Consider the following 19,104-nt stretch of genomic DNA (forward strand, 5'->3'; position numbering starts at 1 on the left):
CAGTCACGCCTCGATGAAGTGGCCGGGGTCAGCGGTTGCGCGGGTGGCGGCGGATAAAGTCGTCGGCGATCTCGTCGAAGGTGACGAAGCGCACGCCGGCATGGCTCTGGATGTGTTCGATCAGGCGTTCGAGCATCAACAGCACTTGCGGGCGGCCAGAGACGTCGGGGTGGATGGTCATGGTGAACACCGCGTGCTCATGCTCGCGGTAGACCCAGTCGAACTGGTCGCGCCACATTTCCTCCAGATGCCGCGGGTTGACGAAACCGTGGCTGTTGGGCGCCTTCTTGATGAACATCATCGGCGGCAGGTCGTCCAGGTACCAGTTGGCCGGGATCTCCACCAGGTCGGTTTCCTGGCCCCGCACCAAAGGTTTCATCCAGGTGTCGGGGTGCTGGCTGTAGTCGATCTTGGTCCAGCTGTCGCCGACCCGCACGTAGTAGGGATGGAAGTCGTTGTGCATCAGGCTGTGGTCGTACTTGATGCCCTTTTTCAGCAGCAGCTCATTGGTCACCTTGCTGAATTCCCACCAGGGCGCAACGTAGCCGGTGGGGCGCTTGCCGGTGACCCGGGTGATCAGCTCGATGGATTTGTCGAGGACGATCTCTTCCTGTTCCGGGGTCATGGCGATGGGGTTTTCGTGGCTGTAGCCGTGCACGCCGATCTCGTGTCCGGCCTCGGCAACCGCCTTCATCTGCTCGGGAAAGGTCTCCATGGAGTGGCCGGGAATGAACCAGGTGGTGCGCAGGCCATAACGCTCGAACAGCTTGAGCAGGCGCGGCGCGCCGACCTCGCCGGCGAACAGGCCGCGGGAGATGTCGTCCGGCGAATCCTCGCCGCCGTAGGAACCGAGCCAGCCGGCCACCGCGTCCACATCGACACCAAATGCACAGAGAATTTCTTTAGCCATGAGCGGCCTCCAGTGATTGCTTGTGGTTGAAAAAAATCGTCGAAGCTAGCGCGGTAACGCCGCCTCCAGCGCCAGGGCCGCATCCAGCAGTTGCCGGTCATGGCCCTGGGGCAGGCTCAACAACAGCCCGGTGGGCAAGCCCTGGGCATCGCGGCCGCTGGGCAGGGCCACGCCGGGCATGTCGAGGAAACTGCCGGGCATGGTCAGGCGCAGGGTCGCCAGGTTGGTCCGGGCAAAGAGCTCGTCGTCCTGCTCCAGGGGCGCCAGGGGCGGCGCCACATGGGCCACGGTGGGGGTAATCAGCACCGCGCCGTCCAGTTCGTCCTGCACCTGTTGCTGCAACTGGCGCCGCGCCTGGTACAGCCGCAGCAACTGGCTGGCGGGCATCTGCCGGGCGCTTTCCAGGCGCCGTCGCACCCGCGGATCGAGCTGTTCGGCGTACTCGCTGTCGAGCAACGGCTGGTGCAGGGCGAAGGCTTCGGCGGCGCCGAGCCAGCCTTGTTCCTGGATCAGTTGCAGGGTGGCTTGCAGGCTGTGCAGCGGCCGTTGCTCCACCAGCGCCCCGGCCTGTTGCAGGCTTTCGATGACCACCAGCAGATTGGCCCGCACGGCAACCTGGGTACGGCTGTCGTCAAGCACTTGCGAATCGACCCAGAAGCGTTGCCCGGCCAGGCTGCGGGGCGGCGGCAATTGCCGGGGGTCGCCACCGCGCAACAGCCCGTCGATCAGCCAGGCATCGCGCACGCTGCGGGTCAGCGGCCCGAGGCTGTCGAGGCTTTCGGCCAGGGGAAACACCCCCTCGCGGTCATAGCGCAGGGAGGTGGCGCGGTAGCCCACCAGGCCATTGAAGGCCGCGGGAATGCGGATCGAACCGGCAGTGTCGGTGCCCATGGCGATCGGCACGATACCGGCCGCCACCGCCACCGCGGAACCTGCCGAGGAACCACCGGGAATCCGTGGCTGGGCATCGCTGTGGGGGTTGATCGGAGTGCCGAAGTGCGGGTTCAGGCCGAGCCCGGAATAGGCGAACTCACTGAGGTTGGTCTTGCCCAGGCTGACCAGCCCGGCCCGGCACAGCTGCCGTACGCTGGGCGCATCCACCTTGGCCGGCGGCGCCTCGCGACGCACCTGGGCGGCGGCGGTGGTGATACTGCCGGCCAGGTCGAACAGGTCCTTCCAGGCCAGGGGCACACCATCCAGCAGGCTCAGCGGCTGGCCGGCCCGCCAGCGGGCAGCCGCCGCCTCAGCCTCGCGCCGGGCCCGGGCCGGGCACAGGGAAATGAACACATGGGGCGTTGCCTCGGCCAGCGCCAGGGCCTGCTCCAGAACCTGGACCGGATCGGTGCGGCCCGAGGCAAAGGCTTGCGCCATGGCCGTGGCGTCGTTCAGCGAATCAGGGGGCATGGCTCACTCCGCAAAAATCTAAAAATGTACTAAATATTAAAATGTACATTTTATGCAGAGCAGATTCCGTGCCAGTTCAAAACGCAGGGAGCACCGCGTGCTTTCGGGAAATCCCCCAGATTCGCCTGTAATAGCTAGCCAGAGTGGGTTACTGACAGAGGCCGCGCGGCGACCGACGGAGAAAATCCTCGCCCAAGGGTCTGCCATTGAAATAATGTATCTTTTATTAAAAAGTACATTTTGGTGCAGAAAGGTAACAACCCACCCAGGGCGGCCCCAGAACGGGGCAACCAAACGTGGCACTCAGTGACACTTGGCAACTGTGAGAGAATCCCCGGCCACCGCGGCCCGGCAACGGGCTCGTCACCCACCGGCAACAGCCCCTAGAGGAACCGATGAAAGCAGTGTCAGCAGAGGACCCGCGCACCGCATCGCGCTACGCCATGATCCGTCAGGTCTTGCGCGACGCCATCCTCCAGGGCACCGCCCTGCAGGGCCTGGTGCTGCTGGAAGCGCCCCTGGCGGAACTGTTCGGCACCAGCCGAGTGCCGGTGCGCAAGGCCCTCGATCTGTTGCACGGCGAAGGGCTGATCAGCCGTTTTGACGGCCGCGGCTACCTGATCAACCCCCAGGGCCTGGAGATCGAACCGCTGCGCCTGCCCCTGAGCCATGCCCACCTGGGGCTGGCCAGCGACGAAGAACTGGTGGATACCCGGCCCCTGGGGGAACGGATCTACGAAGAACTGGGCAGTGCCCTCTCCACCTGCATCGCCTTCGGTCACTTTCGCCTCGACGAGCAGGCTGCTGCCGAGCACTACGGCGTCAGCCGCGCGGTGGTCCGCGAAGCACTGATGCGTCTGCGCGATCGCGGTCTGGTGGAAAAGGAACCCTACTCCCAATGGCTGGCCGGGCCGCTGACCGCCCGGGAAGTCACCGAAGACTACGAACTGCGCGCCTGCCTGGAACCCGAAGCCCTGCGCCAGAGCGCGCCGGGCCTGGGTCGCGAACGCCTGGAACAGATGCTGGAACGGGTGACCCAGGCGCAACAGGCCGAGCACTGTGGGCTGGAGGCCCTGGAACGCCTGGAAGAAGACCTGCACCAGCAATGCCTGGGTGGCTTGCAGAACCGCAAGATGGCGGCGCTGATCCGTCAGGCCCAGAGCCCGATGATCATCAACCGGATCTTCTACCGCCTGCTGGGCATCGGCGCCGACCCGGCGATGCTCGCCGAGCACCGACTGATCCTCGAACTGCTGCTGCACGGTGCCTACGACGCTGCGGCCCTGAACCTCAGAGAACACCTGCAGCGCGCCCGCCAGCGCATGTTGCAACGCCTCAAAGTGCTGTCGGTGCTCCCGGAACCGGAACTACCCGGCTTCCTCAGCAAAATCAGCTGAGCCCTGTAGCCGCTGCCGAGCCCGCGAGGCTGCGCAAAGGTCCGCAGGACCTTGCCTGGCGATCGCCTGCCAAACCTCCAGCGGCCCTCAGAATCCCGCGTCCCTGCGGGCCGTTCGCAGCCTGCGGCAGCGGCTACAGTGCGTTGCGCTTTACCAGGCTGAGGTCGGGGGCGGTGCTGCGGCGCTGGCTCAGGTAGCGGGTGCAACTGACCCGCAGGAAGGAGGCGAAATTCACCACTTCGCCGCGGTAGTCCATGACCTCCTCATACAGCTTGGCGATCAGCTGGTTGGTGGTCATGCCGTCCACTTCGGCGATCTCGCTGAGGATGTCCCAGAACTGGTTTTCCAGGCGCAAGGTCGTGACCACGCCACAGATGCGCAACGAGCGGGAACGGGATTCGTAGAGAATCGGGTCGGCTTTGACGTACAGCTCGCACATGGCGCGGCCCTCGCTTACAGGGTGATTTTGGTGCCCAGCAGGCCCAGGAAACCGGCCAGCCAACTGGGATGCGCCGGCCAGGCCGGGGCGGTGGCCAGATTGCCTTGAACATGGCCTTGGGTCACGGGGATATCGATATAGGTGCCCCCCGCCAGCCGCACTTCCGGGGCGCAGGCCGGGTAGGCGCTGCATTCGCGGCCTTCGAGGATGCCGGCCGCCGCCAGCAGTTGCGCACCGTGGCACACCGCGGCAATCGGCTTGCCAGCCTGGTCGAATTCCCTGACCAGTTGCAGGACCTTTTCGTTCAGGCGCAGGTATTCCGGGGCACGGCCACCGGGGATCAGCAGGGCGTCGTAATCGCTGGACTTCACTTGGGCGAAATCGAAGTTCAGGGCAAACAGATGGCCCGGCTTTTCGCTGTAGGTCTGGTCGCCCTCGAAGTCGTGGATCGCCGTGCGCACGGTCTGCCCGGCGCTCTTGTCGGGACACACCGCATGCACGTTGTGACCGACCATCAGCAGGGCCTGGAACGGCACCATCACTTCGTAGTCTTCGACGTAATCGCCAACCAGCATGAGAATCTTTTTCGCGGCCATGGAGTGGACTCCTTTCAGTGAAAGACGGGGGCGCAAGGAGTATTCAAGGTAGCCCCAATCCACCGGCCTGGGTAATAACCCGGTACTACAGCGACAACTGTACGGACAACTCTGCACCCAGCTGTAGCACCAGGATCGCGCGGCTTTATGGCTAGATGCAGGCACCTGTGTCCCTGTACGAATTCTGGTAGGCATCATGTCCTCGCGCGAAAACACCGGCATGGCCCTCGGCCTGCTGGGTGTCATCATTTTCAGCCTGACCCTGCCCTTCACCCGGATAGTGGTGGAGCAGATGCACCCCTTGCTCAACGGCCTGGGCCGCGCGCTGTTCGCGGCGATCCCGGCGGCCTTGCTGCTGCTCTGGCGCCGGGAAAGATGGCCGACCTGGAAACAGGTCAAGGGCCTGAGCGTGGTGATTCTCGGGGTGATCCTCGGCTTTCCAGTGCTTTCGGCCTGGGCCATGCAGACCCTGCCCGCGTCCCACGGCGCCCTGGTCAATGGCCTGCAACCGTTGTGCGTGGCGCTGTATGCGGCGTGGCTGTCCCACGAACGGCCGTCGAAGGCCTTCTGGGCTTGCGCCGCCCTGGGCAGTGCGCTGGTGCTGGGTTATGCGCTGCTCAGTGGCGCGGGCAGCATCCAGGCCGGTGATGTGCTGATGCTCGGGGCGATTGCCGTGGGCGGCCTGGGTTATGCCGAAGGGGGCCGGCTGGCGCGGGAGATGGGTGGCTGGCAGGTGATCTGCTGGGCTCTGGTGCTGTCCACGCCGCTGCTGATCGGCCCGGTGTGGTACCTGGCGGCGCAGCACCAGGGGGCGATTTCCATGAGGACCTGGTGGGCCTTCGGCTACGTTGCGCTGTTCTCGCAGTTCCTGGGTTTTTTCGCCTGGTATGCCGGGCTGGCCATGGGCGGAATTGCTCGGGTGAGCCAGATCCAGCTACTGCAGATCTTCTTCACCATCGCCTTTTCCGCCCTGTTCTTCGGTGAGCAGGTGCAGCCCATTACCTGGGTGTTCGCGGTGGGCGTGATCCTTACCGTGGTCCTGGGGCGCAAGACCGCGGTGCGCCCGGCCACACCGCTGTCCACGCCGCCGGCCAGCCCTCAGCCGAGGTAACCGTCGGCCTTGAGCAGGGTTTCCAGGCAGTGTTCGCTGATCTGGTAGAAGGCCTTGAGCTCTTCGATCCTGGCCAGCAGCTGGTTGGGATCCTGCGGTTCGGCGCGCTTGACCGCCAGAATCATCTTGTTCTTGTTGGTGTGCTCCAGGGAGATGAATTCAAAGACCTTGGTTTCATAACCGCAGGCTTCGAGGAACAGCGCCCGCAGGCTGTCGGTGACCATTTCCGCTTGCTGCCCCAGGTGCAGGCCGTATTGCAGCATCGGCTTGAGCAGCGCCGGGCTCTGGATCTGTTGGCGGATCTGCTTGTGGCAGCACGGCGAGCACATGATGATCGCCGCGCCGGAGCGGATACCGGTGTGGATCGCGTAGTCGGTGGCGATATCACAGGCGTGCAGGGCGATCATCACTTCCAGCTGGCTGGGGGCCACGCTGCGCACGTCACCGCACTTGAACACCAGGCCCGGGTGCTCCAGGCGCTGCGCGGCGGCGTTGCACAGGGTCACCATGTCCTCGCGCAACTCGACGCCGGTGACTTCGCCCTCGGCCTTGAGGGTATTGCGCAGGTAGTCGTGGATGGCGAAGGTCAGGTAGCCCTTGCCGGAGCCGAAGTCCGCCACCCGCACCGGCTGGTCGAGCTTGATCGGCGAGCTGCCCAGGGCGTGGCTGAAGACCTCGATGAACTTGTTGATCTGCTTCCACTTGCGTGACATCGCCGGAATCAGCTCATGCTGCTTGTTGGTCACCCCCAGGTCGGCGAGAAACGGCCGGCTGAGGTCGAGGAAGCGGTTCTTCTCCCGGTTGTGCTCGGCGGACGGCGCATCGCGCTGGGTTTGCGGCTTGCCCTTGAACAGCGAACTCTTGCCCTTCTTGCTGTATTCGAGCTGTACCTCGTCGGTGAGGGTCAGCAGGTGGGCGTTCTTGAACGCAGCCGGCAGCAGCTCGGCGATGGCGGCGATGCCTTCGTCCAGGGAGAAGTTCTTGGTGATGTCCCGGGTCTTGTAGCGATAGACGAAGGACAGGCACGGCTGCTCCTTGACCGTCAGTTGCTTGATGATCAGGCGTTGCAGGTCCGCCTCCGGGCCCACGTGCTTGGCCAGTACCAGCTTGATAAAGGCGTTCTGCGTGAGGCTGGTGTCGAGCAGTTGCAGGAACTGGGCGTGATGATCCGGCGCAGGGCGGGCGGAAGGTGCGGTAACAGACATGGGGGCGGGAGCCTCGGGCGATGCGCGGTGTCGATCAGGGAATAGCGGGTATTTTAGGGAGCAAGCCCCGCCGGGGCACGAAGTTATTCACCCGACGGTAAAAAATCCTCGCCCGAGGGCGGTGCAAGGCTCAAGGAGCTGTTCGCCGGCGAGCCGGCCCCTACAAGAACAACAACGGTATCGCACCGCTGTAGGAGCTGGCTTGCCAGCGAAGGCGTCCTTAAGGGCGGTGCAAGACTCGGGGGCCTCTTCGCCGGCAAGCCGGCTCCTACACAGGTAGCACGCCATAGTCCCCAGCTGGGTGGGTCAGTTGAGCACCACCAGGCGGTTGGGCAATTCGTTGCGTACCTGGGTCAGGGGCACATGGGTCTTGAGCAACTCGCCGCTGGCTTCAATGCAATCAAGGAAGCCCAGCAGGGTCTGGCCTTGCCGGACCTGCTGGGTAAAGGCCTGGACAATCGCGTTCCAGTTCTTGTTGTCCAGGCGCCTGGAGATGCCCTCGTCCACCAGGATCTCCACATAGCGCTCGGCTTCGCTGACAAAGATCAGCACCCCGGTGCCGCCCACGGTGTGGTGCAGGTTCTGTTCGAGGAACTGGCGCCGGGCCAGGTTGGAAGCGCGCCAGTGACGCACCGATCGCGGAATCAGCCGGGTGGTGACCCGCGGCAGGCGGAACACCAGGCACAGCACGATAAAGGTCGCCCATTGCGCCAGCAGCAACAGGTGCATGTTCAGCCAGCCGGTGGCGTAATGCACCAGCCCCGGCACCACCAGCGCCAGCAGGCTGGCCCAGAGCAGCGGGATATAGGCGTAGTCGTCGGCCCGGGCCGCCAGCACCGTCACCAGTTCGGCGTCGGTCTGCTGTTCCACCCGGGCGATGGCTTCGGCCACCTGCCGTTGTTCGAATTCACTGAGTAATGCCATGTCGTTGGATTTCCGCTTTTTATTGTCAGTTACCAGCCGCCGGAGGAACCGCCGCCGCCAAAGCTGCCGCCGCCACCACTGAAGCCGCCCCCGCCGCCGGAGCCGCCACCAAAACCGCCGAAGCCACCGCCTCCGCCACCGCCGCGCCCACTGGTGGTGGTGATCAAGCCGAGCGCCTGCGCCACCATGATCACCAGGATGAACAGCAGCACCAGGAAGATGAACAGCAACGGGTGACGCTGGACAAAGTCGTCCTGGCTGCTGCTATCACCGCTGTCATACACCGTGGTCGGCTCGTCCAGCGGCGTGCCGCCCAGCACCAGGAGCATGGCCGAGACCCCGTCGCTGATGCCCTTGCTGAACTGCCCGGTCTTGAACGCCGGGGTGATCACCTGGTTGATGATCACCGAGGCCTGGGCGTCGGTCAGGCGATCCTCCAGGCCGTAGCCCACTTCGATGCGCAGCTTGCGCTCGTCCCGGGCCACGATCAGCAGCGCGCCGTTGTTCTTGTCCTTCTGGCCGATGCCCCAGTGGCGCCCCAACTGGTAGCCGAATTCCTCGATGCTGGCGCCTTGCAGGTCCGGCAGGGTCACCACCACCAGCTGTTCGCCGGTGGCCTGTTCGTGGGCTTGCAGTTGCCGGGTCAGCAGGGCGCTGGTGGTCGGCTCGATCATCTGCGCGTCGTCCACCACCCGCCCGCTCAGGGCCGGGAACTTCAGCTCGGCCTGGGCCGAGACCGCAAAGACCCAGAGCAACAGCACCAGGCCAATTTTATAGAGTCGCATCAGCACCTCGTCCTTAATGATTGTCCGCTTGTGCTACCAACTGCCGGACGCCCCGCCACCGCCAAAACTGCCACCGCCCCCACTGAAGCTGCCCGAGCTTGAACTGGAGCTGGAACTGCTGGAGTCGAACCAGTCGAACGAACTGCTGCTCGAACCGGTGTCGCGCTCGGCCCTGGTTTCGCGCCTGGCCGAATCGCCGCTGGCAACAACCGGCGAGTCATCGCCGCTGCGCCATTGGGTCAGGAACCCGAACAACGGTACACCGACGAACACCAGGTAGAACAACCTCTCGAACCACCACATCCACTCGATGTCCTGGTACCAGCTTTTCTCCACCGAGCGGTACACCAGCATCGGCCGGTCGGTGGACGACAGTACGTTCACGATGGACGTGGCCCCGGCAATGATCCCCGAGGAATACAGGTCGTCCTTGAAGTACGGAATGATCGAACCATCGATGATGAAGTGGGCCACCATGTCGTTGAGCCGCCCCTCCAGGCCGTAACCGACCTCGATCCGCACCTTGCGATCGTCCTTGGCCACCAGCAACAGGACGCCGTTGTTCTTGTCCTTCCGGCCGATCCCCCAGTGCCGGCCCAACTGCAGGCCGAACTCCTCGATGCTATGGCCTCCCAGGCTCGGCACCGTGGCCACCACGACCTGGTCGGTGGTGGTCTGCTCGAGCCGCTCCAGCATCTGCGCCAGGTAGACCTGCGCGGATGGCGTGAGCAACTGCGCGGTGTCCACCACCCGCCCGGTCAGCTTGGGAAACAAGCGTTCAATCGGTGCCGCTGTCGCAGTGGTCGGTGCGGGCTCGACCTGGACAGCGGGTTGCGACGAACGCAACGGCACCCCATCCGTGGGTGTGGGCCCGGGTGGTTGCGCCAGTACGGCGCCACCCACCAGCCATAGCCACAGCAGCGCGCCTTGCAGCACGCGCCGCCCGTGGCTCATCAGAATTTGACTTGCGGCGCTTTCTCGGCGTCGGGGCTGGTGGCCTCGAAGGACTCACGCACCGGCATGTCGCTGTACATCAGGCTGTGCCACAGGCGGCCGGGGAAGGTACGGATCTCGGTGTTGTACTTCTGCACCGCCAGGATGAAGTCACGACGGGCCACGGCGATGCGGTTCTCGGTGCCTTCAAGCTGGGATTGCAGGGCCAGGAAGTTCTGGTTGGCCTTGAGGTCCGGGTAGCGCTCGGAGACCACCATCAGGCGGCTCAGGGCACCGCTCAACTGGTCCTGGGCCTGCTGGAACTGCTTGAGTTTTTCCGGGTTGTCCAGGGTGCTGGCGTCCACCTGGATCGAGGTGGCCTTGGCCCGCGCCTCGATCACCGCGGTGAGGGTCTGCTCTTCGTGCTTGGCGTAGCCCTTGACGGTTTCCACCAGGTTGGGGATCAGGTCGGCGCGGCGCTGGTACTGGTTCTGCACCTGGCCCCAGTCGGCCTTGACCTGCTCGTCCAGGGTCGGAATGTTGTTGATACCGCAGCCGCTGAGCAGGCTGGTAAGCAGCAACAAGGCAGCGATGGGCCAGCTCGAACGCAGGCTTTGAGTGATGTTCATGGGTGAGGCTCCTTGCACAACCTGATTGAAATGAAGCTTTTGCCCGCTTTCACACATCCTGTGGGCAAAATCTGCCTGCGCCACTGGAATGCATCGGGCTGATGGGCTAAAAGATGCCCAGCGCGAAAAAGAGTTCAGAAATAAGGCGGTGTGAAAACGTCGCGAGTGAAGGCAAGACAAGGCAAAAACAGGCGAGGAAGCGGAGTGTAGGAGCCTACATGAGCATTCCGAGCCTGTTTTTAACGCCGTATTGCCGAACGCAGCAGTTTTCACATGGCCTGAAGTGTGCGGGAATTATCTGAACAACAATAGTCGCTCCCTAAATTTTGGCTGTTCGACGCGTCACTCATGCGTCGGTCTCGAGCCCTTGAGAACAATATTCATGAAGAAGCTGTGTTTGCTGGGCCTGCTGGTCAGCCTGGCCAGTCACCCTGTATTGGCCGAAACTGCCCCGGTCCCCCTGGAAAACAAAGAAGCCTTTATCAGCGACCTGCTCAAGCGCATGACCCTGGAAGAGAAGATCGGCCAGCTGCGGCTGATCAGCATCGGCCCGGAAATGCCCCGCGAGCTGATCCGCAAGGAAATTGCCGCGGGCAATATCGGCGGCACCTTCAACTCCATCACCCGCCCGGAAAACCGGCCGATGCAGGACGCGGCCATGCGCAGCCGGCTGAAGATCCCGATGTTCTTCGCCTACGACGTGATCCACGGCCACCGGACCATCTTCCCCATCAGCCTGGCCCTGGCCTCCAGCTGGGACATGGATGCCATCGGCCGCTCCGGGCGCATTGCCGCCAAGGAAGCCAGCGCCGACAGCCTGGACATCACTTTTGCGCCGATGGTCGATATCTCCCGCGATCCGCGCTGGGGCCGTACCTCCGAAGGCTTTGGCGAAGACACCTACCTGGTCTCGCGCATCGCCAAGGTCATGGTCAAGGCCTACCAGGGCCAGAGCCCTGCCCTGCCGGACAGCATCATGGCCAGCGTCAAGCACTTCGCCCTGTATGGTGCGGTGGAAGGCGGTCGCGACTACAACATCGTCGACATGAGCCCGGTGAAGATGTACCAGGACTACCTGCCGCCCTACCGCGCGGCGATCGACGCCGGCGCCGGCGGGGTGATGGTGGCCCTGAACTCGATCAACGGCGTGCCCGCCACCTCCAACACCTGGCTGATGAACGACCTGCTGCGCAAGGAATGGGGCTTCAAGGGCCTGGCGGTGAGCGACCACGGGGCGATCATCGAGCTGATCCGCCATGGCGTCGCCAAGGACGGACGTGAAGCCGCCAAACTGGCGATCAAGGCCGGCATCGACATGAGCATGAACGATTCGCTGTACGGCAAGGAGCTGCCGGGGCTGCTCAAGTCCGGCGAGATAGAACAGAAGGACATCGACAACGCCGTGCGTGAAGTGCTGGCCGCCAAGTACGACATGGGCCTGTTCAAGGACCCGTACGTGCGCATCGGCAAGGCCGAGGACGACCCCGCCGACACCAACGCCGAAAGCCGCCTGCACCGCAGCGACGCCCGGGATATCGCGCGACGCAGCCTGGTGCTGCTGAAGAACCAGAACGACACCCTGCCACTGCAGAAAACCGCGAAGATCGCCCTGGTGGGCCCGCTGGCCAAGGCACCGATCGACATGATGGGCAGTTGGGCCGCCGCCGGGGTGCCGGCGCAATCGGTGACCCTCTACGACGGCATGCGCAATGTACTGGGAGACAAGGCCCAACTGGTGTACGCCCGGGGCTCCAACATCACCGCCGACAAGAAGGTGGTGGACTACCTGAACTTCCTCAACTTCGATGCCCCGGAAGTGGTGGACGACCCGCGCACGGCGCAGCAGATGATCGACGAAGCGGTGAAGGCCGCCCGGCAATCGGATGTGATCGTGGCCGCGGTGGGTGAATCCCGAGGCATGTCCCACGAATCCTCGAGCCGCACCGACCTGCACATTCCTGCCAGCCAGCGCGACTTGATCACGGCCCTCAAGGCCACCGGCAAGCCACTGGTGCTGGTGCTGATGAATGGCCGGCCGCTGTCGCTGCTGGAAGAAAACCAGCAGGCCGATGCGATCCTGGAAACCTGGTTCAGCGGCACCGAAGGTGGCAACGCCATCGCCGACGTGCTGTTCGGCGACTACAACCCGTCGGGCAAGCTGCCGATCACCTTCCCCCGCTCCGTGGGGCAGATCCCCACCTACTACAACCACCTGACCATCGGCCGGCCGTTCACCCCGGGCAAGCCGGGCAACTACACCTCGCAGTACTTCGACGACACCACCGGCCCGCTGTTCCCGTTCGGCTATGGCCTGAGCTACACCAGCTTCAGCCTGTCGGACATGGCCCTGTCCTCCACCACCCTGAACAAGAGCGGCAAGCTCGACGCCAGCGTGACGGTGAAGAACACCGGCAAGCGTGACGGCGAAACCGTGGTGCAGCTGTACATCCAGGACGTGGCCGGCTCGATGATCCGCCCGATCAAGGAATTGAAGAACTTCCAGAAAGTCATGCTCAAGGCCGGTGAAGAGAAAGCCATTCACTTCACCATCACCGAGGACGACCTGAAGTTCTACAACGCGCAGCTCAAGTACGCCGCAGAGCCGGGCGACTTCAATGTGCAGATCGGCCTGGATTCCCAGGACGTCAAGCAACAGAGCTTCGAACTGCTCTGAGCCTGCCAGCGGCCGGCGCATGACCTGCGCCGGCCGACTCCTTCTGTAATCCCCACAATCGCTGCAATACCTGTAGCCGCTGCCGAGCCTGCGAGGCTGCGCAAAGGTCCGCAGGACCTTGCTTGTCGATCTCCAGCCAAACCTCCATCGGACTCACGACCGCCGCGACCGCTTCGCGCTCGTTCGCAGCCTGCGGCAGCGGCTACAGCCAGCCGTGTCAGCCGTGACGGTCAGCCGCGTGAGTCAGCCGCGCCGATCCAGCAGGTTGACCACCAGACGGTCGACCCAACCCCATATCCGCTGCTTGATCCGCCGCCACAGCGGTCGCTTGCGCCACACCGCCAGGCTGACTTCCTCGCTCTGGGCAAAGTCGGCGTCAAAACTCGCCACCACTGCCTGGGTCAACGCAGGGTCCAGGGCTTCCAGATTGGCTTCCAGGTTGAAGCGCAGGTTCCAGTGGTCGAAGTTGCACGAGCCCACGCTCACCCAGTCGTCCACCAGTGCCATCTTCAGGTGCAGGAAACGCGGCTGGTACTCGAAAATCCGCACACCGGCCTTGAGCAGGCGCGGGTAGTAGCGGTGCCCGGCATAGCGCACCGCCGGGTGGTCGGTGCGCGGCCCGGTCAGCAGCAGGCGTACGTCGAGGCCTCGGGCCGCCGCCTTGCGCAACGAACGGCGCACCGACCAGGTGGGCAGAAAATACGGAGTCGCCAGCCAGATGCGCCGCTGCCCGCTGCTCAGGGCCCGGATCAGCGAATGCAGGATGTCGCGGTGCTGACGGGCGTCGGCGTAGGCCACCCGGCCCATGCCCTCGCCGGTATCGGGCAGGCGCGGCAGGCGTGGCAGGCCGAAATCGGCACCGGGCTTCCAGGCCCCGCGATACAGGTTGGCGCTCCATTGCCGGTCGAACAGCTGCTGCCAGTCGCTGACCATGGGGCCGGCAATCTCCACCATCACCTCATGCCAGTCGCAGCTGTTGTCCTCGGGCTTCCAGAACTCATCAGTGACTCCGGTGCCGCCCACCACCGCCAGGGCCTGGTCCACCAGCAGCAGCTTGCGATGATCGCGGTACAGGTTGAGAAAGCCCTGGCGCCATTTCAGCCGGTTGTAGAAGCGCAGTTCGACACCGGCCTCGGTCAGGCTGCGGCGCAGGGCCTGGGTAAAGGCCAGGCTGCCGTAGTCGTCGAACAGGCAGCGCACCCGTACCCCGCGCTGCGCTGCCTGCACCAGGGCCTGGACCATGGCCTCGGCGCAGGTCCCGGCTTCCACCAGGTACAGCTCCAGTTCCACCTGGTGCTGGGCGCGGGCAATGGCCACCAGCATCCGCGGGAAGAACTGCGGACCGTCGATCAGCAACTCGAAGCGGTTGCCTTCGCGCCAGGGGAACACCGCTGCGCGCATGTCAGCGCGCCGTGAAGATCAGCACCGCACCCACCGGCACCGAGAAACTGATGGCCGACAACCCGGCCATCTTGCGCAGGCTGTCGAGGCCGGGGGCCAGGTTGAAGTCCTCGGCGTTGAGCACCAGAGGTTCCAGGGTCACCACCTGGAAGCGCCGGTCATCCAGGCGGGTGGCCAGCAATTCGGCGTTGTAGGTGTGTTCCTCGCCGTGCAGGGCGACGGTGACCGGCAACAGCAATTCGATCTGTGCGCCGGGGGCCAGGTCGTTGATCGGTCGCAGGTTGATCTGTGCACTGATCCGCGCCTCGGGAAACTGGGCGATCTGGAACAGTTCCTGGCGCATGCGCTCATCGCGCAAGGGAATCCCGCTGCTCACCGACTCCAGTTCGATCTGCAACTGCGCCTGGCCCTTGCCATCGACCTTGCCATGCAGCACCAGAAAGCGCTGGACCTCGGAAACACTGGCGTTCTTGGTGGTGACGAAGGACACGCGGGAAGACTCGTTGTCCAGGTACCAGTTGGCCTGGGCCGGCAGGGCCAGTACCCCGAGCAGGCTGAAAAGAAGGCGGATCGGCGTACGCATGCAAGCTCCCATGAACAGAAGGCGCCACCTTAACCGCCCGCCAGAAGGCTGGCAAACGTCACGGCAGGCGGCGCAGTAGAGCTGGAAGCGGTAGGTATAGTTCAGGTAGAAGCGTTCGGCGCTATGGCTGATGATGCCTCCCAGCAGCTGAAACCCTCCTCATCCTGCATGGATAAGCTGTTCCATGGGTCGGGCATCGGGGGAGCGCTGCGGCTCATACAGCCCGCGCATTCAGGAATATTCAAGGCGCTTGCCGGTATTGTGCTGACGCCACCTGATGGCATGCATATCGGAGTCGCGCCCTGGAGCCAGTTCCAAGCGGTGGGCCAGTTTCACCGAGGAGCCGCGGGTTGAAAGCGACGGGCACTGGTTGCACAGCAGGAACCCGATACCAAAGGAGGATGTGGGAGCGCAGAAATACCCGAGCGGGAGGTTTCAGGCGATGTCTTTCTGCACCTGCTCGACGGTTTCCGCCAGTAGCCACAGGTGGCGGTTGCGCACCTGTTCGACACAGGCCAGGTCCCGCGGCCAGTGCAGGGCGATACTGCCGATCACCCGGCCTTCGGCCTGCAGCGGCAAGGCCACGGCGCGGATCAGGAACGGCAGGCGCACCGGGTATTCCCAGTGCCCTTCGGTGCGCTGGCCGAACCCCAGGTGCTGGGATTCCAGGCACTGTTGCCGGGCTTCGGCCGGCACCTGCTCCTGCTCGGCCAGACGCTCGACTTCTGCACTGGCCAGGGCCCCCAGGCAGGCCTTGCCCATGGCCGAATGAAACAGGCTGGCATGCTGGCCGACAATCCGGCTGTTGCTCGGGTAGCGCTTGCGCAATACCTCAGGCACCGCACTTTCCAGGACCTCCAGGCTCTCGCCGTCGAAGCTCGACAGGTCGGTGACCAACCCGGTACGTGCACTCAATTCCAGCAACCAGGGCGCCGCCTGCTCCACCATCTGGCGCTTGAAGCGCTGCCGGCTGTCTCCGAACAGGCTCCGGGCGCTCAGGCGGTAGCGCCGGTCACTCAGGCCTCGATAGATCCAGCCCTGTTCCTGCAGGGTCAGCAGCATGCGCGATACCGTGGCCTTGGCCAGGCCCGTCAGGTAGTGCAGCTCCTCCAGGCCCAGGGCCTGGTGCTGGCCGATCAGCTCGACAATGGCCAGGGCCCGCTCCACTGAGCGCACGCTGCCGGTTTCTACCTTGCTGGCCATAGTCCGAGCTCCCTGACTGAGGAAAAGATTTTACCCAGCAAGATGCGGGCCTGCGGACCTTGGCGACCACACCCCTTTGATTACCGCAGGTTGCCCGGCGGCCGCTGCCGCACCCACTGCGTCAGCTGCTCATGGGCGTAAGCCAATTGCAGCACGGCGTGGTCGGCCTGGGCCGGACCGATGATCTGCAGCCCCATGGGCAAACCGGCCAGGTTGAAACCCACCGGAATGCTGATACTGGGCAAGCCGGCCAGGGTCGGGCCGATCACCACTTCCATCCAGCGGTGGTAAGTGTCCATTTCCTGCCCATCGATCTGCCGCGGCCAGGCTTGCCGTGCATCGAAAGGGAACACTTGGGCGGTGGGCAGCAGCAGGAAATCGTAACGCTCGAACAGGCGCTGCAACGCACGATACCAGTCGCTGCGGCTCTGGGAAGCGCGATACACATCCGCCGCGCTCAGCTTCGCCGCGCCCTCCACTTCCCAGCACGCTTCCGGCTTGAGCCAGCGGCGCTTGTCCGGGTCGTCGTACAGCGCCCCCAGGGAGCCCTGGACCAGCCAGTGGCGATGTACCAGCCAGCAATCCCAGAGCTGGGCCAGGGAAAAGTCCGGCTGGCAGCTTTCCACCTCGCAGCCCAGGCTGGCGAAATCCCCGAGGGCCTTTTCGCACAGGCCCAGTACGCCCTGCTCCATGGCCAGGTAGCCGTTGTAGTCCCCCAGCCAGCCCAGGCGCAGGCCCTTCACATTTCGTTGCAGCGCCGCCTCCGGCAGCGCCGATGGGTCCTTCAGCGACAGAGGCGCCCGGGCGTCAAACCCGGCCTGGGTGCCCAACAGCCGCGCCACGTCGGCCACCGTGCGCCCCATGGGACCTTCGGTGGCCAACTGCTGCACGAACAGTTCCGGAGTCGGGCCGAACGGCACCCGGCCCTGGGAGGGCCGCATGCCGAACACGTTGTTGAAGGCTGCGGGGTTGCGCAACGAGCCCATCATGTCGCTGCCGTCGGCCACCGGCAGCATGCGCAGGGCTAGAGCCACCGCGGCCCCGCCGCTGCTGCCGCCGGCACACAGGGTGCTGTCGTAGGCGTTGCCCGTGGTGCCGAACAGCTGGTTGTAGGTATGGGAGCCCAGGCCGAACTCGGGCACGTTGCTCTTGCCGACGATGATCGCGCCACTGGCCCGGACCCGCGCCACGCTGATGGCATCCCCCTGGGGCACGTGCTCGGCAAACAGCGGCGAACCCATGCTGGTGGTCATCCCGGCGGTGGCCGCCAGGTCCTTGATCGCCTGGGGCATGCCGTGCATCCAGCCCATGGACTGGCCCTGGGCCAACTGCCGGTCTCGCTCGTCGGCCTGCTCCAGCAGGGCCTCGGGGTCTCCCAGCGAGACCAGGGCATTGACCAGTGGATTGCAGCGCTCGATCTGCGCCAGGTAGGCCTGCATCACTTCGCGGCAGGACAGCTCGCGGGCATGGATGGCCCGGGACAGCGCCAGGGCATCCAGGTCGACAATCGATGTATTGATCGATGGTTCTGCGGGGTTGATCAAGACTCACCTCCCAGGCTCACGGCATCGGGTTTTTCGTCTCTGACCGCGTCATACATGCAGTAGGTACCCAGCAGGCTGAGGACCGAGGTCAGCAGGACATAGAAGGCTGGCGCCACCGGCGTGGCCATGACCTTGCTCAGCCAGGTCACGATCAACGGCGCAAAGCCACCGAACAGCATGACCGTGACGTTATACGCCACCGACACTCCGGTGGAGCGCACCTCGATGGGAAACTGCTCGGCCAGGGCCGTGGGGCCGGGGCCAAAGAAACCGCCGATGGCCCCGCACAGCAGCATCTGCATCACCAGCAGGCGCTCGATGGATGGCGCCGCAGCGACCCACACATACAAGGGATAGACCATGACAAAAAACGCCAGGGTGAACGCCATCAGCACTGGACGTCGCCCAATGCGATCCGACAGGGCCCCGGCAAAGGGAATCACCAGGGTCATCAGGGCCACGGCGAACATCTGCACCAACAGCACCTGATCCAGGGGCAGGCCGAGGTTGGTGTGGGCAAAGGTCGGCATGTTCACCAGCACCACATAAAAGGACACGGTGCCCCCGCAGCACATGCACATGGACACCAGGATCGCTCGGCGATAGGCCGATACCACCTGCCACAACCCGGGCCCTTTGCCACGCACCTGCTTGCGTGCCTCGACAAAGGCTTGCGGCTCTTCCATGTACTTGCGGATCCACAGCCCCACCGGACCGATCAACAGGCCGATCACGAATGGCAGGCGCCAGCCCCAGAGTTCCAGGGTCTGGGGCGAGAAGAAATGGGTCACCGCCGCCACCATCGCCGCCCCGCTGAATACCGCCAGGCACTGCCCCACCAACTGCCAGGAGCCGTAAAGGCCCTTGCGGTGGGGCGGCGCACTCTCCACCAGGTAGGCCGTGGCGCTGGCGTACTCGCCACCGGTGGCAAAGCCCTGGAGCATGCGTGCCACCACGATCAGCAGCGGCGCTCCGATACCGATGGCCGCATAGTTGGGGGCGAACACGATCATCGCGATGGCCAGGGTCATCAGTTGGATGATCACCAGCATCGCCGCCTTGCGGCCCCTGCGATCGGAATAGATCCCCAGCAGCACACCGCCCACCGGGCGCATGAAGAAGCCCACGCCGAAGGTGGCCAGGGCCATCAGCAGCGAGGTGTATTCGTCTTCCGCGGGAAAGAACTGGCGAGCGATGAAGCTGGCGAGAAAGCCGTAGACGATGAAGTCGTACCATTCCAGGGCGTTGCCGACCACGGCGGCAACCACCTGCCGGGTCCTGGAAACAGAGGGAGTCGAGACGCTCATGGGATGTTCCTTGGAGACTTTTGAGCCTTCTGGCGGGCTCGCTAAAGTGCCGGGCGCCT

The 19,104-nt window shown here is 64.4% G+C and carries 17 protein-coding genes; 3 read left to right on the forward strand and 14 right to left on the reverse strand.

From position 1 onward, the window contains the following. Positions 1 to 28: 28 nt before the first annotated feature. Both BLS75_RS13800 and BLS75_RS13805 read right to left on the reverse strand, forming a co-directional pair. Positions 29 to 910, reverse strand: a complete 882-nt coding sequence (locus BLS75_RS13800) for a polysaccharide deacetylase family protein (protein ID WP_011059704.1) — start codon at positions 908 to 910, stop codon at positions 29 to 31. Between the two features lie 45 nt (positions 911 to 955). Beyond that, on the reverse strand, positions 956 to 2,314 hold the full coding sequence (locus tag BLS75_RS13805; protein ID WP_072451093.1) for an amidase: 1,359 nt from the start codon (positions 2,312 to 2,314) through the stop codon (positions 956 to 958). A 395-nt stretch (positions 2,315 to 2,709) separates the two neighbouring features. Here BLS75_RS13805 and BLS75_RS13810 point away from each other — a divergent pair, with 395 nt between their 5' ends. Next, on the forward strand, positions 2,710 to 3,711 hold the full coding sequence (locus BLS75_RS13810; protein WP_011059702.1) for a GntR family transcriptional regulator: 1,002 nt from the start codon (positions 2,710 to 2,712) through the stop codon (positions 3,709 to 3,711). 133 nt (positions 3,712 to 3,844) lie between these two features. On the opposite strand, the gene BLS75_RS13815 is transcribed toward BLS75_RS13810, so the two are convergent. Next, entirely contained in the window at positions 3,845 to 4,150 is a 306-nt protein-coding gene (locus BLS75_RS13815) for a ribbon-helix-helix domain-containing protein (protein ID WP_041116370.1), read from the reverse strand. Between the two features lie 14 nt (positions 4,151 to 4,164). Further along, positions 4,165 to 4,746, reverse strand: a complete 582-nt coding sequence (locus BLS75_RS13820) for a DJ-1/PfpI family protein (RefSeq protein ID WP_011059700.1) — start codon at positions 4,744 to 4,746, stop codon at positions 4,165 to 4,167. A 196-nt stretch (positions 4,747 to 4,942) separates the two neighbouring features. Between BLS75_RS13820 and BLS75_RS13825 the strand changes: the two genes are divergently transcribed. After that, positions 4,943 to 5,857, forward strand: a complete 915-nt coding sequence (locus BLS75_RS13825) for a DMT family transporter (protein WP_072451094.1) — start codon at positions 4,943 to 4,945, stop codon at positions 5,855 to 5,857. Here the strand turns inward: BLS75_RS13825 and BLS75_RS13830 are convergent. The 5 genes from BLS75_RS13830 to BLS75_RS13850 form a co-directional block, all read right to left on the reverse strand. Next, positions 5,845 to 7,062, reverse strand: coding sequence for a class I SAM-dependent methyltransferase (locus tag BLS75_RS13830; RefSeq protein ID WP_072451095.1), 1,218 nt, complete (start codon positions 7,060 to 7,062; stop codon positions 5,845 to 5,847). The genes BLS75_RS13825 and BLS75_RS13830 overlap by 13 nt on opposite strands. Before the next feature lie 306 nt (positions 7,063 to 7,368). Next, complete coding sequence (locus tag BLS75_RS13835) at positions 7,369 to 7,986, reverse strand: TPM domain-containing protein (RefSeq protein WP_072451096.1); 618 nt, start codon at positions 7,984 to 7,986, stop codon at positions 7,369 to 7,371. Positions 7,987 to 8,015: 29 nt separating this feature from the next. Then, the gene (locus BLS75_RS13840) at positions 8,016 to 8,771 is read right to left on the reverse strand and encodes a TPM domain-containing protein (RefSeq protein WP_072451097.1); all 756 of its coding nucleotides are present in this window, start codon (positions 8,769 to 8,771) and stop codon (positions 8,016 to 8,018) included. 33 nt (positions 8,772 to 8,804) lie between these two features. Then, positions 8,805 to 9,725 (reverse strand): TPM domain-containing protein, encoded by a 921-nt coding sequence (locus tag BLS75_RS32740; protein WP_072451098.1) that lies wholly within the window; start codon positions 9,723 to 9,725, stop codon positions 8,805 to 8,807. Further along, positions 9,725 to 10,333, reverse strand: coding sequence for a LemA family protein (locus tag BLS75_RS13850; protein ID WP_072451099.1), 609 nt, complete (start codon positions 10,331 to 10,333; stop codon positions 9,725 to 9,727). Before BLS75_RS13850 ends, BLS75_RS32740 begins: the two co-directional genes overlap by 1 nt. A gap of 382 nt (positions 10,334 to 10,715) precedes the next feature. Here BLS75_RS13850 and bglX point away from each other — a divergent pair, with 382 nt between their 5' ends. Beyond that, a complete protein-coding gene (gene bglX, locus BLS75_RS13855; protein ID WP_072451100.1) occupies positions 10,716 to 13,007 on the forward strand; it encodes a beta-glucosidase BglX in 2,292 nt (763 codons plus the stop codon). Between the two features lie 243 nt (positions 13,008 to 13,250). On the opposite strand, the gene BLS75_RS13860 is transcribed toward bglX, so the two are convergent. The 5 genes from BLS75_RS13860 to BLS75_RS13885 all read right to left on the reverse strand — a co-directional run bounded on the left by BLS75_RS13860 (position 13,251) and on the right by BLS75_RS13885 (position 19,045). Further along, on the reverse strand, positions 13,251 to 14,408 hold the full coding sequence (locus BLS75_RS13860) for a phospholipase D-like domain-containing protein (protein ID WP_015634449.1): 1,158 nt from the start codon (positions 14,406 to 14,408) through the stop codon (positions 13,251 to 13,253). A 1-nt stretch (position 14,409) separates the two neighbouring features. Further along, positions 14,410 to 14,991, reverse strand: a complete 582-nt coding sequence (locus BLS75_RS13865) for a YceI family protein (RefSeq protein WP_011059691.1) — start codon at positions 14,989 to 14,991, stop codon at positions 14,410 to 14,412. 435 nt (positions 14,992 to 15,426) lie between these two features. Further along, a complete protein-coding gene (locus tag BLS75_RS13875; RefSeq protein WP_015634445.1) occupies positions 15,427 to 16,194 on the reverse strand; it encodes an IclR family transcriptional regulator in 768 nt (255 codons plus the stop codon). A gap of 80 nt (positions 16,195 to 16,274) precedes the next feature. Then, positions 16,275 to 17,738, reverse strand: coding sequence for an amidase (locus tag BLS75_RS13880; RefSeq protein ID WP_072451102.1), 1,464 nt, complete (start codon positions 17,736 to 17,738; stop codon positions 16,275 to 16,277). Next, complete coding sequence (locus tag BLS75_RS13885; protein ID WP_011059687.1) at positions 17,735 to 19,045, reverse strand: MFS transporter; 1,311 nt, start codon at positions 19,043 to 19,045, stop codon at positions 17,735 to 17,737. The genes BLS75_RS13880 and BLS75_RS13885 overlap by 4 nt, the downstream gene beginning before the upstream one ends. Positions 19,046 to 19,104: the final 59 nt, after the last annotated feature.

The sequence above is a fragment of the Pseudomonas sp. NFPP12 genome (assembly GCF_900103205.1).
GTDB classification, from domain to species: domain Bacteria; phylum Pseudomonadota; class Gammaproteobacteria; order Pseudomonadales; family Pseudomonadaceae; genus Aquipseudomonas; species Aquipseudomonas protegens.

What these genes read in the sequence shown, in the direction of transcription:
- BLS75_RS13800 (WP_011059704.1), bottom strand. Translation starts at nt 910, where the DNA reads ATGGCTAAAGAAATTCTCTGTGCATTTGGTGTCGATGTGGACGCGGTG.
- BLS75_RS13805 (WP_072451093.1), bottom strand. Translation starts at nt 2,314, where the DNA reads ATGCCCCCTGATTCGCTGAACGACGCCACGGCCATGGCGCAAGCCTTT.
- BLS75_RS13810 (WP_011059702.1), top strand. Translation starts at nt 2,710, where the DNA reads ATGAAAGCAGTGTCAGCAGAGGACCCGCGCACCGCATCGCGCTACGCC.
- BLS75_RS13815 (WP_041116370.1), bottom strand. Translation starts at nt 4,150, where the DNA reads ATGTGCGAGCTGTACGTCAAAGCCGACCCGATTCTCTACGAATCCCGT.
- BLS75_RS13820 (WP_011059700.1), bottom strand. Translation starts at nt 4,746, where the DNA reads ATGGCCGCGAAAAAGATTCTCATGCTGGTTGGCGATTACGTCGAAGAC.
- BLS75_RS13825 (WP_072451094.1), top strand. Translation starts at nt 4,943, where the DNA reads ATGTCCTCGCGCGAAAACACCGGCATGGCCCTCGGCCTGCTGGGTGTC.
- BLS75_RS13830 (WP_072451095.1), bottom strand. Translation starts at nt 7,062, where the DNA reads ATGTCTGTTACCGCACCTTCCGCCCGCCCTGCGCCGGATCATCACGCC.
- BLS75_RS13835 (WP_072451096.1), bottom strand. Translation starts at nt 7,986, where the DNA reads ATGGCATTACTCAGTGAATTCGAACAACGGCAGGTGGCCGAAGCCATC.
- BLS75_RS13840 (WP_072451097.1), bottom strand. Translation starts at nt 8,771, where the DNA reads ATGCGACTCTATAAAATTGGCCTGGTGCTGTTGCTCTGGGTCTTTGCG.
- BLS75_RS32740 (WP_072451098.1), bottom strand. Translation starts at nt 9,725, where the DNA reads ATGAGCCACGGGCGGCGCGTGCTGCAAGGCGCGCTGCTGTGGCTATGG.
- BLS75_RS13850 (WP_072451099.1), bottom strand. Translation starts at nt 10,333, where the DNA reads ATGAACATCACTCAAAGCCTGCGTTCGAGCTGGCCCATCGCTGCCTTG.
- bglX (WP_072451100.1), top strand. Translation starts at nt 10,716, where the DNA reads ATGAAGAAGCTGTGTTTGCTGGGCCTGCTGGTCAGCCTGGCCAGTCAC.
- BLS75_RS13860 (WP_015634449.1), bottom strand. Translation starts at nt 14,408, where the DNA reads ATGCGCGCAGCGGTGTTCCCCTGGCGCGAAGGCAACCGCTTCGAGTTG.
- BLS75_RS13865 (WP_011059691.1), bottom strand. Translation starts at nt 14,991, where the DNA reads ATGCGTACGCCGATCCGCCTTCTTTTCAGCCTGCTCGGGGTACTGGCC.
- BLS75_RS13875 (WP_015634445.1), bottom strand. Translation starts at nt 16,194, where the DNA reads ATGGCCAGCAAGGTAGAAACCGGCAGCGTGCGCTCAGTGGAGCGGGCC.
- BLS75_RS13885 (WP_011059687.1), bottom strand. Translation starts at nt 19,045, where the DNA reads ATGAGCGTCTCGACTCCCTCTGTTTCCAGGACCCGGCAGGTGGTTGCC.